The 16,001-nt window shown below is 36.0% G+C and carries 12 protein-coding genes; 7 read left to right on the top strand and 5 right to left on the bottom strand.

The genetic code is table 11. The annotated features are described in order from the left end of the window. Positions 1 to 2: 2 nt before the first annotated feature. The 5 genes from OQE68_RS14675 to OQE68_RS14655 form a co-directional block, all read right to left on the bottom strand. Positions 3 to 305, bottom strand: a complete 303-nt coding sequence (locus tag OQE68_RS14675) for a hypothetical protein (protein ID WP_180568400.1) — start codon at positions 303 to 305, stop codon at positions 3 to 5. A gap of 218 nt (positions 306 to 523) precedes the next feature. Next, the gene (locus tag OQE68_RS14670) at positions 524 to 1,300 is read right to left on the bottom strand and encodes a helix-turn-helix domain-containing protein (protein ID WP_180568401.1); all 777 of its coding nucleotides are present in this window, start codon (positions 1,298 to 1,300) and stop codon (positions 524 to 526) included. 1,506 nt (positions 1,301 to 2,806) lie between these two features. After that, the gene (locus tag OQE68_RS14665; RefSeq protein ID WP_180568402.1) at positions 2,807 to 3,283 is read right to left on the bottom strand and encodes a paraquat-inducible protein A; all 477 of its coding nucleotides are present in this window, start codon (positions 3,281 to 3,283) and stop codon (positions 2,807 to 2,809) included. 96 nt (positions 3,284 to 3,379) lie between these two features. Beyond that, a complete protein-coding gene (locus OQE68_RS14660) occupies positions 3,380 to 4,744 on the bottom strand; it encodes a sigma-54-dependent transcriptional regulator (protein WP_180568403.1) in 1,365 nt (454 codons plus the stop codon). An 8-nt stretch (positions 4,745 to 4,752) separates the two neighbouring features. Then, entirely contained in the window at positions 4,753 to 6,624 is a 1,872-nt protein-coding gene (locus tag OQE68_RS14655; protein WP_255490848.1) for a sensor histidine kinase, read from the bottom strand. A 339-nt stretch (positions 6,625 to 6,963) separates the two neighbouring features. Here OQE68_RS14655 and OQE68_RS14650 point away from each other — a divergent pair, with 339 nt between their 5' ends. The 7 genes from OQE68_RS14650 (at position 6,964) to OQE68_RS14620 (ending at position 15,984) form a co-directional block, all read left to right on the top strand. Further along, positions 6,964 to 8,334: a cytochrome ubiquinol oxidase subunit I gene (locus tag OQE68_RS14650; RefSeq protein WP_180568405.1), complete on the top strand. Its 1,371-nt coding sequence runs from the start codon at positions 6,964 to 6,966 to the stop codon at positions 8,332 to 8,334. Between the two features lie 31 nt (positions 8,335 to 8,365). Further along, entirely contained in the window at positions 8,366 to 9,355 is a 990-nt protein-coding gene (cydB, locus tag OQE68_RS14645; protein ID WP_180568406.1) for a cytochrome d ubiquinol oxidase subunit II, read from the top strand. Between the two features lie 106 nt (positions 9,356 to 9,461). Beyond that, positions 9,462 to 9,980, top strand: coding sequence for a DUF4166 domain-containing protein (locus tag OQE68_RS14640; protein WP_180568407.1), 519 nt, complete (start codon positions 9,462 to 9,464; stop codon positions 9,978 to 9,980). 297 nt (positions 9,981 to 10,277) lie between these two features. Further along, positions 10,278 to 11,318: a hypothetical protein gene (locus OQE68_RS14635; protein WP_180568408.1), complete on the top strand. Its 1,041-nt coding sequence runs from the start codon at positions 10,278 to 10,280 to the stop codon at positions 11,316 to 11,318. A 27-nt stretch (positions 11,319 to 11,345) separates the two neighbouring features. After that, the gene (locus OQE68_RS14630; RefSeq protein ID WP_180568409.1) at positions 11,346 to 12,005 is read left to right on the top strand and encodes a c-type cytochrome; all 660 of its coding nucleotides are present in this window, start codon (positions 11,346 to 11,348) and stop codon (positions 12,003 to 12,005) included. 230 nt (positions 12,006 to 12,235) lie between these two features. After that, positions 12,236 to 14,623, top strand: coding sequence for a PAS domain-containing sensor histidine kinase (locus OQE68_RS14625; protein ID WP_180568410.1), 2,388 nt, complete (start codon positions 12,236 to 12,238; stop codon positions 14,621 to 14,623). After that, positions 14,620 to 15,984 (top strand): sigma-54-dependent transcriptional regulator, encoded by a 1,365-nt coding sequence (locus OQE68_RS14620; protein WP_180568411.1) that lies wholly within the window; start codon positions 14,620 to 14,622, stop codon positions 15,982 to 15,984. Before OQE68_RS14625 ends, OQE68_RS14620 begins: the two co-directional genes overlap by 4 nt. The last annotated feature ends 17 nt before the right edge of the window (positions 15,985 to 16,001 follow it).

Here is a 16,001-nt window from a genome sequence, read left to right as displayed (position 1 = left end):
ATTTACACAAGCAATTCATGTAAATCTAAGTTTTCCATTTCAGCAATCTTATCTCGTAAAAACTTCTCTACTGTAGTACAAGCTAACAACCAAGGGCGATCTGTTATTGTAATAGTAGCTACCTTACCATTGACTACATACTTACCCTTAATCTGACCAATAACTGGAATAGTCAACTGAAATGATGCTTGTTGCTCATTACCTGTAACGGTGCCATTATACTGCGCTAGCATGACTTTAACTTTTTCGAAAAGTACTGCAGGCTCACTTTTAAATGCAACATCAAATGGGTTACAACTTGCCATAATTATTCTCCTTTTGTATTTTTTATTTAGCTCTAACATCCTGTAAAGCAGCCTTGCTCAACAGGCAGTGCCAATGTTAAGGAGATTTAAGTTAAGAAGTAATCTGGAAATGATACCCTAGATAAATAAGGGTATCATTTTGAGGAGAGAGTAAAACCACCCATGCAGTTTGCAATATAGGGTGATCTTAGGGTATTAGGTAGCAAATCGATTACTGCCTATACGAATGACGTTTGGCTAGCAGAATAAAGTGGTGCATTCACTAAGTCTGAATTACTAGTAGTTCGGTTTGCAACAAGAATTTCTTGCTCAAGTTCTTCCAATCTGACCAGTTTGACAGGCTTTTGTACCGTAGCTGTTAACGTTTCAGTAAATGTGTCATTGATAAGATCAGCTTTGTCTGCATTTGCAACTATAAAGCGTAAGTCACCTTTGGCTGTTACAGCACAGAAACAAGCTACAGAAATGTCACTTTCATTATCAAGCACTATTCGCTGATTTGTTACAAAGTATAATACTTCTTTACTTTTTTTAGCCTCTAATTTAAGAATAGACACTTTTTCACTAAGATTTTCATTAGCAGAAAAATCATAGTTTTCCTTGCTGTAAATACCCAGCTTAGCTAGTAAGCGGCTAACGCCTGTCTTACTGATTTTTACATGAAATTCTTGCTCAATGATTTGCTTAAATGAGTCTCTATCCCATAGCACTTTTTCAATACCAAACTCAGTTGGCTTTTTCTCTAGCAACAATATTAGCTGCTTCAAATGTTCCTCAGTCAACTTAGGAGGACGCCCGGTAATTGGCTTTGCTTTCAGGCCATCTTCACCATGTACTTTATACTGAGAAAGCCAGTCATAAATACATGAACGATGAAAGCCTATTGACTTAATGACCAACTCTGGACTTTCTCCTGCATGAACTCGTTTCACAGCAGCAATTCTGATTTTTTCTAACTCTTCATGAGACAGCTTTCTACCATCAATCTTAGTCATATTTACAACGCACCCATGGTTATTAGCATATAACAAACTTATAATCGAAAGGCTGTTTTTATAGTTAATGAAGAGGATTAGTATTATCTATTAAGCAGCTATCGCTTGCTTTTTATACCAAAATCTAAATTTGTTGTGTTCAACCGGCCTTCAGCAATTGCTATTTGCAAGAGCTATGTGTTTAGTTGATCACAATCAAATCACCTATGTTATTCCTCTTAATTGCCTACCATCGATTACTACCTTTCTAGAAAGTTCCATAAGAATTCCTAGATTTTTTTTAACTTCCTGTCCAAGATTCCCTGCTTCTCCCCTCATCAATAAACCTTTAAACATAAAACTATACTGGCCTATTGTACTGATTACTTTTCTAAAGAAGCATGCTTACTACTAGATAGTATCTTCTCAATGTAATATGACATGCTTAATCAATATAAACTTTCAACCTAAATGAATTTTCTGTAATTTTCTTTATAAGCTTAATTTATACTTCCAAAAGCTTTTTCTGCATCAAAAAACTCTGGCAATGAAGTATAAGTTCCTTTGTTCTACACTGGCCATTTAATAGACAAAACGATCAACAAAATACTAATATTGACGTGTTTTAGACTAGTTAGGCCTCATCTATAGATTTCCAGAAGAGCAAGCAGCTAAAAATGGTTCAAGCTTAGAGCGAATGCAAAAGCAATTTTTTAGTTTCAACTTTATGTTCTGGAAAGCTGTAGAGCTTTTGTAGCTAAGCTTTCTAGCACTTTTTACAATGCGTGGGACATCAAAACCTTTAAAACCAAGCCCTTTACTTGATTCATTAAAGACATTGACTAGATGTTCAGTTTGAGTTGCCGATCACACTGTCAATGAAAATATTTTTCAGCCCAGGTATATGTACTAACCGAAGTCGCTTATGGGTAAATACGCTTCAATATATACCTTACAATAAGAGTTACTATTTGTTACTCCATTATGTCTTGCTTTTTTGTATAAAAACCACCTAAAAAAAACTATTGGGCTGATAAATAAAACTTATAGAATAACCACTCACTAGAAAGTTTATCGTATCTTTATTGAGTCTCTTTTTGAAGCCAAAATGGGTCTTAAATATCACTCTTAATCCGACTTTTTACGCCATGTTTTAACATTTTACGCCAAACGTACCATTATAATGCTGCTTTATGTAAAAAATGCTAATGCTGACAGTTACATACCACTATTTGTTTGTTTATAGCAAATACTGATATGTCATTGAAGATAAAGCTTTTTTTCTTTTTGTTAGACCAAACAGGCAGGCTTGCACGATTTACTTCAATATGTGGGCAGTTACAGAATAACCTAGTGAAATGATCGGATAACGCGAAATACATTGGCTTTAGCCACTTCTCAATATGCAGCAGCTGATCACTCTTTATACACCATGGCTTTTACCAACTAGATTAAAACTTCCCGCATCCATGCAGCCATTCATGTGTCGCGATCTTATTCTCATGAAAAATGATTATTATTAAAATTTCATGAATTTATGTTTGGTTTATCCTGACTCATTGATAACAACTGAGTAAGTAGCATACTACCCACTACTCCACAGGTGAAAAGGTACAGGCCAACATGAACAGAAACATTAGCTATAACGCCAAACTTAATGGTCACTAACATAATTGCTACGATAAACACATCTAACATTGACCATTTGCCCAGAATTTGTAAAAGCTTTATATATTGTGCTTTTCGGTGGGAGGATATACTGCTAAATAATATTACAAAAATCAGGCTAAGCTTAAAAACAGGTATAACGATACTAAAAATAAATATAGCCAAAAAGAGAATCAGTTGCTTTTCTTTAAATAAGTCAATAACGATAGAAACAAGCGATACTTGGTTTTCTAAAAAATAAAACCTTTCTAAAGTAAACAAAGGCAAAAACATACCAAATAAGATAAATAATGATATAACCAACCAACTAACTTTTAGTAATACATTTATTTTCATATCAATAGCGTATATTGGTCCTGCTCATTGTTTGTATTTTAATCAGAACTGAGTAATCCATACGCAAAATAAGGTAATAACTTTACGCATAGGCCACTAGCTTTGTTCACGAAGCGTATTTAAACCATAGCGCTCCATTTTTTTTAGTAGTCCCTGTCTTGATAGTTTTAGTTTTTGTGCAGCATGCGTTCTATTCCCATTACACTGTTCCAAGGCAGCTGTAATTAAACGAATCTCTAGCTGCTTCACTTGCTGTTCCAATGACTCATCACTTAACTCAACTAGCATGGTTTCATTACCAGTAAACAAAAAACTAATCTCATCAGTAGTTACCTGCTGCCCTTGAGCGATCGCAGCTAAGCTTTCGATAGTATTTTTTAACTCTCGAACATTGCCCTTCCACTGATTATTAGTCAGCCATGCGAACGCATCTGCTCGAATAGTAATCACTGTCTGATTTTTAACATTGTAGCGGAGTAAAAAGTGTTGAATCAGAGCAGGTATATCCTGTTTACGCTGTAGCAAGCTTAACGTTTGAATCGTTATACCTTTAATTCGATAAAATAGGTCATCACGAAAGTGCCCAGCAGCAACAGCCCCAAGCAAGTCGCGGTTGGTAGCACTAACAATACGGATATTCACTTTAACCAGATCCCTTCCACCTACTGGATAGAAGCTTCCTTCCTGCAATACCCTTAGTAACTTAACTTGCATTGCACTCGGCATTTCACCTATTTCATCTAAAAATAAAGTGCCATTATCCGCCAATGCAATTAAGCCAACCCGGTCTTTATCCGCTCCAGTGAATGCCCCTTTTTTATAACCAAATAGCTCACTTTCTAATAAATCAGCAGGGATTGCGCCACAATGCACAGAAATAAATGACTGACTTTTTCGACTACTATGTTGATGAATGGCTTTTGCAATAATTTCCTTCCCTGTGCCCGAAGGGCCTGTAATTAATACAGGTACGTCGGTAGGAGCAATTCGCGAAATTAATTGCCTGGTAGACTGAATATTTTCGCTGACACCTACCAACCCCATATCATCATCTTGCACCAGCTGTTGACGTAGTTGACTTAATTGCAGCTCTAATTCATGCTTGACTAAAGCACGCTTTACAACAATAGCCAACATATCTGGGTCGATCGGTTTAGCTAAAAAATCCCATGCCCCATTTTTGATTGCTGTTAAAGCAAGTTCTCTATCAGCATGACCTGTCATGACAATCACTGGCGCTTCACACTCAGGAATCAACTGCAACCCTTCTTCTGGAGTAAAGGAAGGTGGCAAAGCCAAATCAAGCAAAATTAAGCCAATTGTTTGTTTTACTAAAATTTGTCTAGCCTGCTCAGTATCAGATGCAACAGATACTGTATAGCCTTGTTGCACAAGCCATAACTTACATAACTCACAAAATGCCGGCTCATCATCAACTACTAAAATATGTTCATCATTCATTTTATTGCTCAATTTTCAGCAGCCTTAGGGTAAGGAAACAGACAGATAAAACTGCAATTCCACCCCATAGAATCTGAGTGATACACACGCCCTTGATGAGCTTCCATTATTCGCCTAATTATTGCTAGCCCTAGCCCACTACCTCCAGCACGCTTACTAACAAATGGAATAAATAGTTGCTTTTTCATCTCTTCAGTAATTGCTGGACCATTATTATGGACAATAATTTCACAACAATTATCGCCATCATCTTGTTGTATATTGCTTGCACTAACCAATATTTGTGGCGTTGGTTGATTTCGAGTAAAAGCTGCAGCATTTTCTAAAAGATTAGTTAATACTTGCTGTATTTTTCCGCAATCACCATATACTGTCAGATCACTCTCAATATTAGTTGACACTTTTATTTGATAATTCTGTTCTATATAACTTGCTACCGTTGATACTATCAACTTCAGTTTATTCACCTCACAATTAAGCATCAGCCTGCCCGAATAACTGAGCATATCACTAACCAGCTGGTCCGCCCTTGCTACTTGGGCTTGGATATAACTGCGAGTAGTTTTATCAGTTTGGGCAGCTGCCATTGAAATAATATTAAGTGGATTACGTAACTCATGAGCCATTGCAGCAGATAAACTGCCTAGCTCCACCAAATGCTGCTCTGCAAGCCGTTGTTTTTCTTGTTTTGCTAGTTGTAAACGCTGCTCAACCAAGCGAGCACTGCTCAATAATAATGCAGCAAAAACCTCTCCTACATGGCGCAAACTTGGTGTTAAATCCTCCCACCCAATCAACTTAATTTCCCAGTCTGAATGCTTTAAACAATAAATAGTAGGGTCTTGATGCTGCTCATCTACAGCAAACTCAACACGCAACATTCGTCCAACATGCTGTTGAAGCAGCTGTTCAGCCGTTGTTTTTAGCGACTCCCAACTCTGAGATTGCTGCAAGGTTGCTAGCCACTGATCAAGCGTTCCTTGATCCAAATGTGCTCCTGGATAAATAATCCGATCAGCTAATAAATGAGCAGGCTGGCTTAGCATCCAAGCCACTGCTAATACAAACAATGAGTAAAACCATAACTGAGGTAGTGGTACACCAGCAAAAGCTGTTATTCCGAATGAACCCGCTATCGCACTAAATAATGCAATAGCAATAAATACCCCAGTGACTAATGCCAACCAATTGATGGCTTTTCTAGCCCATTGATTGACCTCCACTAGCTGATAGCGAGTTACTCCATAAACCAGTAAAACGGCATAACTAGGCAGTAACAACATGGGATAAGGAAAAATATCAATGTCTATTGAAGGAAATACAAAACTCGTTGCTAAGAGTAATCCCCAGCCGCCAACAATAAACATTGCTACAATAGAGCGCCGTTTATTTGCAGAACTAACTTGCCATCCCCAGATAAGTAACGAATGTGCTTCTAAACCGACAAGTACGGTATAAGCTAGATTCACCCAGCCAAACCCAGCCAAATGAATAAAGGCACTAAAAGATAACCAAGGTTGCAAGAAGTTATCGGCAGCCAACCAGCTAATAATAGATACAACCGCAGCAAGCACATACCAAATACCCACACGACGTTGCATTGTTTTTATCAATGCTGGTGATGATTGAGATTGACCAGTCTCACCAATAAAATTAAGCGTAAAGTGAAGAAAAAAGGTGGGAATAAACGGATTGGCTAATAAGAGTGCCAAACCTGTTTGGCGAATGATCATCTCCTCAAACTGCACAAGTAAATGCCCAGCACACCATCCAGCCATTGCCAAACAAAAACCAGCCAAAGGCCGCAAGACCTTATGATGTGTTGATTTTATGATCAACCAAGCTCCTGCCAGAACAGCCGTAATAACTGTTAGGCTCATGGATATATAGAAAGCGGTTATCAAAGTCATGGCTTCAGTGTTAACGATGTTGATAGCTGACTCCCACCAATCTGTAAATGATGTTTACAGGCATTCTATCAAAGCCCATTTAATTGCGCTAAATCATTGTAATCCACTTGACGGTTGAAACTGGCATGCTCTTTGTAGAGCAACAAGCAGTTGTAATAAATAAAAGCATGTTGAGAGGTAGGCTGAAATGAATAATAGCGTTCTTATGATGGACTTACTATCTGTTGGGCTGATCATTACTATAGCGTTGCTTCCTGGCTTAGTTCAATTAGCACACAATCAACGTAATGCGAGTTAGGGGACAGTATTATGGAACTTGACCCCGCCTTACTCTCACGTATTCAATTTGCATTAACTATTAGTTTCCATATTATTTTTCCCACACTTTCTATTGGGTTAGCTTGTTATATTGCCATTATGGAGGGGCTATGGCTAAAACTTCGACAACCCATTTATCTACAACAAGCAAAATTTTGGATTAAACCATTTGCGATTACTTTTGGTATGGGGGTCGTATCAGGCTTGGTGCTTTCTTACCAGTTTGGCACCAACTTTAATAAATTTTCTGAAATCGCTTCTCCTGTTATAGGTCCTTTGCTCAATTATGAAGTACTCACAGCCTTTTTCTTAGAAGCAGGCTTTTTAGGTATTATGCTATTTGGTTGGAATCGAGTAAGCGAAAAAATTCATTTTGGTGCATCAGTGATCGTAGCGGTTGGTACCATTTTATCTGCATTTTGGATTTTGGCTGCTAACTCATGGATGCATACACCTGCTGGCGTCATTATCGAAAATGATCATATTTTAGTCACCAGCTGGCTAAAAGTGATATTTAACCCATCTTTTCCTTATCGTTTTGCTCATATGTTAATTGCCAGCTTTATTACTACCTTAGTGGTGATAGCCAGTGTTTCCAGTTATTACTTGCTTAAAAAACGCCACCAGCCATTTGCTAAAAAGAGCCTAGGAATTGCAGTTGCAGGACTGGTTGTGCTGACTCCAGTTCAAGCAATGGTAGGAGACCTTCATGGCCTTAATACCTTGGAGCACCAACCAGTGAAAGTGGCTGCAATGGAGGGTATATGGGAAACTGAACAAGGAGCCGGTCTACGGCTATTTGCTATTCCAGATCAAGCACAAACTAAAAACGACTTTGAAATTATTATTCCCAAACTGGCAAGTCTAATTTTAACTCACGACATTAATGGCACAGTACAAGGTTTAAATGCCGTACCAGAAAATGAACGCCCACCCGTTGCTGTCGTTTTTTATAGCTTTCGCTTAATGCTAGGGATTGGAGTATTTTTACTTATCATGGCTTACTTAGGTCTATGGCTTGCTAAGAAAGGCTCTTTATTCACTAACACTTATTATTTAAAGGCTTTAAAGTGGTCAGCACCATTAGGCTTTATCGCAACTTTATCGGGCTGGTATGTTGTTGAAGTGGGCCGACAGCCCTGGTTGATTCAAGGTTTATTCCGTACCAGTGACTTAGTAACCCCTTTGCCCGCCGAAAGAATTCTCATCAGTTTAATTGGCTTTGTGGTTGTTTATACCTTGCTATTTGGTGTCTACCTTTATTTTTTCAAAAAATTAATTCGCCAAGGGCCTGAAGTTATTAGTGCAGAAAACTCAACAGACCCAGTAGACAGTAATACAAAGCAAGTTAAACCTGCATGAGCATACACATAACAAGCCAAAGGTAATTTTTATGGACTTAGCAGTGGTGTGGTTATTAGTTATCGTATTTGGGATATTTGTTTACGCTATTCTAGATGGATTTGACCTTGGCATAGGTATTCTTTACCCTTGGTTAAATAAGCAAGAAAGAATGACAGCATTGCATTCCATTAAACACGTTTGGGATGGTAATGAAACCTGGATGGTATTTGCTGGAGTTTGCTTGCTAGTTGCGTTTCCAAAAGTATATAGCCAAGTGCTAGGTACGTTATATATACCAGTATTTCTTATGCTGTTTGCTTTAATTTTTCGTGGTGTCGTATTTGAATATCGTTTTAAAGCTGACAGTAGTAAAGTCTGGTGGGATTTCAGTTTTTTTGCCGGTTCCACTATAGCTGCATTTAGTCAAGGTACAATCTTAGGCTCAGTATTACTGGGGTTACAAACAAACAGTGAACAGCTAACACCCTTATGGTTACATCCTTTTTCACTAGCGATGGGAGCTTTAATTACTATTGCGTATTGCACACTTGGCAGTTTATGGTTGCAAATTAATACTGAGCCTATGCTAGAGAAAAAGTGTAATCGCATTGCTAATAAAATGATTGGCCTATTCAGCCTACTTAGCCTAATAGTCGTCTATAGTTTTTTTGGCAATTTCTCATGGGCAGAAACTGCTTTCATACTTTCTTTTATAAGCTATAAATGGATGGCTATCTTAGTAGTTGGACTCTTTTGCTTCCTTACAATGAACAGTAATATCAGTATTCATACTTCATCTAAAAAGGTATTCCTATTATTTTGCAGTTACCTACTCGTATTATATTTAGGGTTATTAAACTTGGTATTTCCTTATATTATTCCTGGACAATTAACAATCTGGCAAGCGATGGGAAATGAGAATAGTTTACAGTTTGCTTTAGTTGGCGTGGCAATTTTACTTCCAGTTGTACTTGCCTATACAGTATATAGCTATAAGGTTTTTTCAGGAAAACCAGACAGCAGTATTAATGCTTACTAAATATATGGTCTTCTCTCTCGCTTACTACTTGCTTTAAAAGCTCTTCATATTAATTATAGCTACTAGTCTTTAGACTAATAGCTATAACTCTTAAAGTTGTCATATTATGCATAAAAATATCTTACATAAACATCTTGGAGAATCTTTTAAAAATCTCCCGCCACTATTACAACAAGCCCATAGTGGAGACATCCACTTACATGGCTCAGTTGTTGTCAAACGAGGCAATTTACTAGCCAACCTTATTGCTAATATAATTAAAATGCCTCCAGCCAACTCAAACTGTAATTTAGATGTTTATGGCAGCCATAATGAAGACGTTATGAAATGGCAAAGGCATTTTGAAAATCATGTTATGGAAAGCACTTTTAGATTGCAAGGTGATTATTTAACTGAGAGTCTAGGACCCATAAACCTTTTACTTAAGCTAAGCATAATAAACAATAAACTTATTTATAACGTGGAGCAATCGTCTATCTTTGGCATTACCATTCCCAAACCATTTCAGCCAAAACTTACTGCGTTTGAAATGGAATATAATGGGCTGTATAGATTCCATGTTTCTATTAATCTACCTATCATTGGTTTATTGATAGGTTACAATGGAGACTTACACATTACGTGAAAACCAAAAAACTAAAGGGCACCTTCAATAAGTCAATGACAATCAACAAAAAAGAGTTAAAACAACTATCTACAGTTACAATTATTTAGCAAACATTATGTTCTATTTATGTTGTATACAGCTTTAAACCAATACTTCATACTAGATATAACCATTGATTACTCTTGCCTGTTGATTACTGGCACACCACAACGAAATTTAAGCTAAAATTATACTAAACACTCCCCAAAAAAAGCACGGTGATAGCTTTACAAGAGTTGAATGGATACACAACTCGAGTTTGCATGGAGCGCAAAGATGAAGAAAAAAAACCATACACAGAAGCCAAACTTCACAAAATTATTAGCAATAATATTTTGTTCACACCTTATAGTCGCAGCCATCATTATTACAATAAACAACAGCTTACTCAGCAAGAAAGATATCAAAAAAAACGAAGCGTCCAGTGATTTTTCTTACGTTAAAGTTGCACTTTCAGATCGTATAAATAACATAAAGCAAGATATACGTATTATTTCAAATTTAATTCAAAGTACTACCAATAATCCTCATGTTGAAAAAGATAGCTCGGTTATCGAGCTATTTGAGTCAATGATTGAAACCAGAAAGTACTATGACCAAATCAGGCTATTAAATTCTAAAGGTAAAGAAATATTGCGCCTAAATAAAAGTGGTGATGGTGCTATCAAAGTAGCTGAAGATAAACTACAAGATAAGTCCAACCGTTATTACTTTACAGATATCTACTCAAGCTCTCCCGATAAGTTTTACATATCAAAACTAGACTGGAATATAGAAGCAGACTCTGTAGAACTACCCTTAAAAGCAACAATACGTATCGGCATTCCAATAAAGCTTGATATTGCTTCCAGTAGTCAAGGTGTACTACTTATAAACTATTTAGCCGCTGGTCTGGTTAGTAGTTTAACCAACACTGTAGCAGGAGAAGAATACCTGGTTATCAGTCAAGATGGAATCACCGCTTTTAACCCAAATGCTGCCAATTTATTAGACTCTGATCATCTATTCAATCAGAAATACCCTGATCTATGGCGTGTTATGCAAGAGAATAAAAAAGGAACTTTTAAGAGTGCTGACCATAATTATCAATATGAAAAAATTTCATTTGGTAATATAAATAGTAAATCTTATTCCACCATTTGGTTAGTAAAGAAAGCAAAGGTTGCACCTATTGTAGAGTCATCTAACTCAACAACTTTGGTATATTTTTCAGCACTAGTACTATCCTTTGCCTTTGCTGTACTGGTTGCCCTAATACTTAATATCACAAGGAGAGAAGTTAGTAGTCTGTCTGATCAAAGTGCTGTTACTGCCTAAAAACTATAAAATGGATTAAACCTTTCAATGGATGAAAAGGCGGGTTTTATGATAAAATTACCTTTTATTGTAATAGCTTTATTATATATCCAATCAACAAGTGCTAATAACGACCAGTTTAACGACTTATTAAAAAGTAAGCTTTCTGATCCTATTGCTTTAGATAAGTCGTTAAGTTCTGCCAAAGATAAAGTATTTATATGCACTTATTGCCATGGAATTGATGGTAATAGTCAAAAGGAATATATACCCAATCTTGCTTCACAAAACCCTGAATATACTATTGCCCAGCTTATAAACTACTCTTTAGAAAAACGAAAAAGTCTAACAATGAATAAAATATCAGCTGATCTTTCATTAGAAGATAAAGTTGATATTGCTATCTATTACTCAAAATCCAATATAAGGACCAAACATAAAAAAGAATCACCACTAAGCAACCGAGGGGAACAAATATTTAACACCGCCTGCTTTATTTGTCATGGCAAAAAAGCTAAAGGTAACAAAAACATACCCTCACTAGCCAAACAAAATGAAAAATATATTAAAGATACATTATTAGAGTTCAAAAATAATAAAAACTATAGACCTGACTCTCCTATGTTCGAAATTGCAGCTAAATTATCACAAAATGACATACAGTCTATCGCTGCTTATATATCACGTATATCTGATGAAGACAGTTAGTTACAAGTATACTATTGCAGGATATATAAATGGCAATTCAACATTCACAGTACCAGTTCAACTATATAAAGTTGCTCTTTATATATTTTATTCCAGGTTTCATAGCCATATTAATAATAGCTACCATTCACTGCTATTTTTTAATCTATCAAAATAGAATCTCACTTGAAGCTAATGAACACAATAAAATTTTGCATACTAAGTACTTGATAAAAGAAAGAATCAGCTTAATGATCAATGATATTGAGTTAATCACATCCTATATAAGTGACCACAAACTTAAAAAAATAAACTCTAGTTCAGGCACTTCAATTAAAAATCGTATTATTAGTTTTGTTAGCAAGCTAATCAAAACCAGGCAATTCTACGATCAGGTTCGCTTTATAAGCAGTGATGGTATGGAGCTTATCAGGATAAATAACAAACAAGGCTCACCTATAGTTGTTGAAGAAAAAAAACTACAAGATAAAAGTAATAGATACTACTTTAAAGCAGTAAAATATATAAGCAAAAACTCTGCTTATATTTCACCATTAGACTGGAATATGGAAGGAGGTAAACTGGAATACCCTTTAAAAGCGACAATTCGTATTGTTAAGCCTATTTACCAAAACACTCAGTTTATGGGGGCTGTTGCTATCAACTATCATGCACATAGCCTTATCAATCAGTTATATGGTAAAGCTACTTACTCACAGAACAACAAAATATTTTTAATAAACAATTCAGGCTATTCTGCTATCTCCCCTGTATCATTGACTTCACCATCGACAGACAAGACTAGTCAATCAAAGTTAATACAAACAAAAGCTTATTTCAATCAGGAAAAGCCAAAGTTATGGCAAACTATGCTTAAAAAAAATTCAGGCCATTACTATAATGAAAATCTCTTATATACATACAGTCAGATTAACCCACCACTATTTCAGCGACACAAAATCCCACCTTTGTGGATAGTTTCAAGTACGATAAAAATCAATTACTCTCAACTATGGTACTTAATTCCCCTATATACAGTTATTGGTATACTTGTTTTCTTTGCTTCTTCTCTTTTCGCCTATTTTCATCAAAAGAACAGGCAAATTCAAACCCTACATCAATATGCAGAAAGTTACCGGCAAGTATTGAAAAAAATACAACTGGCTGCAATCACTATAAACCAGAATGGAGACATTGAATTTTGTAATGACTTCTTCTTATCTCTGACTAGGTTCAGCAAAGATCAGCTAGTTAGCAAATCTTTTATGAAAGTTTGTATACCAGAGAAGCTGCGTCATCAACTTCAAAATAAAATCAATCAAGCCTTTTTCCAACAGCAAAGTTTTCGTCATTATACTACCTTACTGAAGTGTAGTGATGAATCAGTAAAAATAGTTAATTGGACTATTACATACAGCCCAGCATTAACTCATCATTCACATTCAGTAACATTAGTAGGTGAAGACATCACTGCCCAAGTAATCAACGAAGATCAACTACTAAGATTAAGTCATGTCGTCGATCAAAGTCCATTTGGTGTCATATTAACAGATCCGAAGGGTATCGTTGTTTATGCTAATGATACATATATGAAAATGGCCGAGAAATTAGCAGTAGATGTTATTAATAAACCTGCTCAGCTACTTAACTCAGAGCTTGACCCAGATTTAAAAGAGATTATTTTTCAAGACTTGCATGAAAACCAACACTGGACAGGAGAAGTTAAATTAAATAAAACTCACTCTACTCAACATCAATGGGTTCGTCTGGCCATTTCAACTATCAAAGAGCAAGATCAGGTGCTATATATTGCAGTTCTATTGCAAGATATTAATGAAGAAAAGAGACTTGCCAAGCAAGTACAACAAGAAAGTCAAAAAAGACAAACCAGTGAAAAATTAGCCGCCATTGGTCAAGCATCAACAACTATAGCTCATGATTTACGCAACCCACTTTGTTCAATTAAAATGGCACTGCAAATGAGCCAACACCACTATGCCAAACAAGAAAACAAAAGTAATGAGTTGTTTTCTATTGCTCTTGAGCAAATCAGCTATATGGAAAAAACATTAGATGATTTACTATCGTTCAGTAGGCCTGAAAAACTTACCTCTGAATGGACTTCAATAAAACAAATTATTGAAAGCACTCTTTCTTGCCAGCATAAACTAATAAAAGAAAGCCATGTAGTGATTACATTAAATATAGAGAATAATTCGCCGCATATTTTTGCAGATACAACCAAGCTTCGCCGTATTTTACAAAACTTACTTGTAAATGCTATCCAAGCAACCTATATCCTGCCTATAACTAAACGAAATATCACGATCAAAGCAAAAAAACAAGTTAATAACTCTAATCAGTTTTTACAAATTGTGATAGAAAATAATGGTGAAACGATAAATAAAGCTGACCTTAATAAAGTTTTTCAACCATTTTATACAACTAAAAATAAAGGCACTGGTCTTGGCCTAGCTATTGTAAATCAACTAACTTTACAACATCAGGGCTCAATAACACTAGAACCAATGCAGCCCCTTGGCACTAGAGCAATACTTTACTTGCCAATCGATTACACTCGAGTCAATAAGCAATCGAGTAACTATGAATTACCTGAAGCAATAGCCATGGAACAATGACTCACCTCCTTATTGTTGATGATGACCAACCCATTCGCCGCACTTTAGAACTTCACTTAAGTCAACATTACCAAACGACCTTAGCCAGTAATGTAGAAGAAGCGCTAGCAACACCTAATATTCCTGATATTATTTTACTTGATATTTGCATGCCTGGCATCAGTGGTTTAGAAGCAATTCCTGACTTCAAACTGAAATGGGTTAACTGTCGAATTATAATAATGACCGCTTTTCATGACATGAAAAGCACTATTGTTGCAATGCAAAGAGGGGCAGATGAATACATTTATAAACCTATAGATATATTTGAATTAGATAAAGCTATTCAGCAAGCTATTAATTATCAAAACTCTTGTATTGATAAAAACTTAGTCATTCCAACCGCTATTCAGCAAACAATTGTTGGTTCCAGTTCATCTATGCGAGAGATTTTTAAAACAATTGGTAAAATTGCTAACACTTGTACAACAGTTATGATTACTGGAGAAAGTGGTACAGGGAAAGAAATGGTAGCAAAAGCTATTCATCATGCTAGTGATCGACACAATAAACCTTTTATAGCAATAAACTGCGCTGCATTAGTTGATAGTTTATTAGAAGCCGAACTGTTTGGTTATAAAAAAGGGGCATTTACTGGTGCAGTTACAGATCAAACCGGAAAATTTCAATTAGCCCATAATGGCACCTTATTTCTTGATGAAATTGGTGAACTGTCTCCTATTATTCAAGCAAAACTGTTACGTGTTTTACAAGAACAGCAAGTAAGTCCTTTAGGTTCTCAAGACCCAATTAGTATTAATACACGTATTATCAGCGCAACTAATGTTGACTTAGAGTATGCTATAGAAAAAAATCAATTTCGTAAAGATCTTTACTACCGGCTACAGGTTGTTAACATTAACCTGCCTCCTCTTCGCCAGCGTAAGTCTGATTTACCAGAATTAGTTAGTTTTTTACTATCCAAAGCAAGCAAAATGCTAGGTCGTCAAGTAAATAAAGTTGCTGTAGGGGTAATGGATAAACTTTATCAACATGACTGGCCAGGTAATATTCGCGAACTTGAAAATACGCTTACCAAGGCAGCAGCTTTATGCTGTGGAGAAATCATTACTCTTGCTGACTTACCTGATAATATTTACCAACAACCAGCTAAACCAAATATGACTACCAACAAGGTTGCTTCAACTGAACAAAACAAACAAGCGATATATAGCTTAAAAGAAATGGAAAAAAAGCATGTAGCTAAAGTACTAAACTATACTAACTGGCATAAAGGGCACGCTTGCGAAATTTTAGGAATTTCTCGACCTCGTTTACAACGACTAATTGCTCAATTTAATTTAGTAAAAAGTGAATTATAAGCTTAAAAATTGTATCC

Origin of the sequence: Spartinivicinus marinus (assembly GCF_026309355.1) — a bacterium.
GTDB lineage: Bacteria > Pseudomonadota > Gammaproteobacteria > Pseudomonadales > Zooshikellaceae > Spartinivicinus > Spartinivicinus marinus.
Note: the sequence above shows the minus strand (reverse complement) of the source record. Positions and strands in the feature narration are given on the sequence as shown.

Excerpts from the sequence above, each read along its gene's own strand:
- OQE68_RS14675 (WP_180568400.1), bottom strand. The coding sequence starts at position 305 with ATGGCAAGTTGTAACCCATTTGATGTTGCATTTAAAAGTGAGCCTGCA.
- OQE68_RS14670 (WP_180568401.1), bottom strand. The coding sequence starts at position 1,300 with ATGACTAAGATTGATGGTAGAAAGCTGTCTCATGAAGAGTTAGAAAAA.
- OQE68_RS14665 (WP_180568402.1), bottom strand. The coding sequence starts at position 3,283 with ATGAAAATAAATGTATTACTAAAAGTTAGTTGGTTGGTTATATCATTA.
- OQE68_RS14660 (WP_180568403.1), bottom strand. The coding sequence starts at position 4,744 with ATGAATGATGAACATATTTTAGTAGTTGATGATGAGCCGGCATTTTGT.
- OQE68_RS14655 (WP_255490848.1), bottom strand. The coding sequence starts at position 6,624 with ATGAGCCTAACAGTTATTACGGCTGTTCTGGCAGGAGCTTGGTTGATC.
- OQE68_RS14650 (WP_180568405.1), top strand. The coding sequence starts at position 6,964 with ATGGAACTTGACCCCGCCTTACTCTCACGTATTCAATTTGCATTAACT.
- cydB (WP_180568406.1), top strand. The coding sequence starts at position 8,366 with ATGGACTTAGCAGTGGTGTGGTTATTAGTTATCGTATTTGGGATATTT.
- OQE68_RS14640 (WP_180568407.1), top strand. The coding sequence starts at position 9,462 with ATGCATAAAAATATCTTACATAAACATCTTGGAGAATCTTTTAAAAAT.
- OQE68_RS14635 (WP_180568408.1), top strand. The coding sequence starts at position 10,278 with ATGAAGAAAAAAAACCATACACAGAAGCCAAACTTCACAAAATTATTA.
- OQE68_RS14630 (WP_180568409.1), top strand. The coding sequence starts at position 11,346 with ATGGATGAAAAGGCGGGTTTTATGATAAAATTACCTTTTATTGTAATA.
- OQE68_RS14625 (WP_180568410.1), top strand. The coding sequence starts at position 12,236 with ATGATCAATGATATTGAGTTAATCACATCCTATATAAGTGACCACAAA.
- OQE68_RS14620 (WP_180568411.1), top strand. The coding sequence starts at position 14,620 with ATGACTCACCTCCTTATTGTTGATGATGACCAACCCATTCGCCGCACT.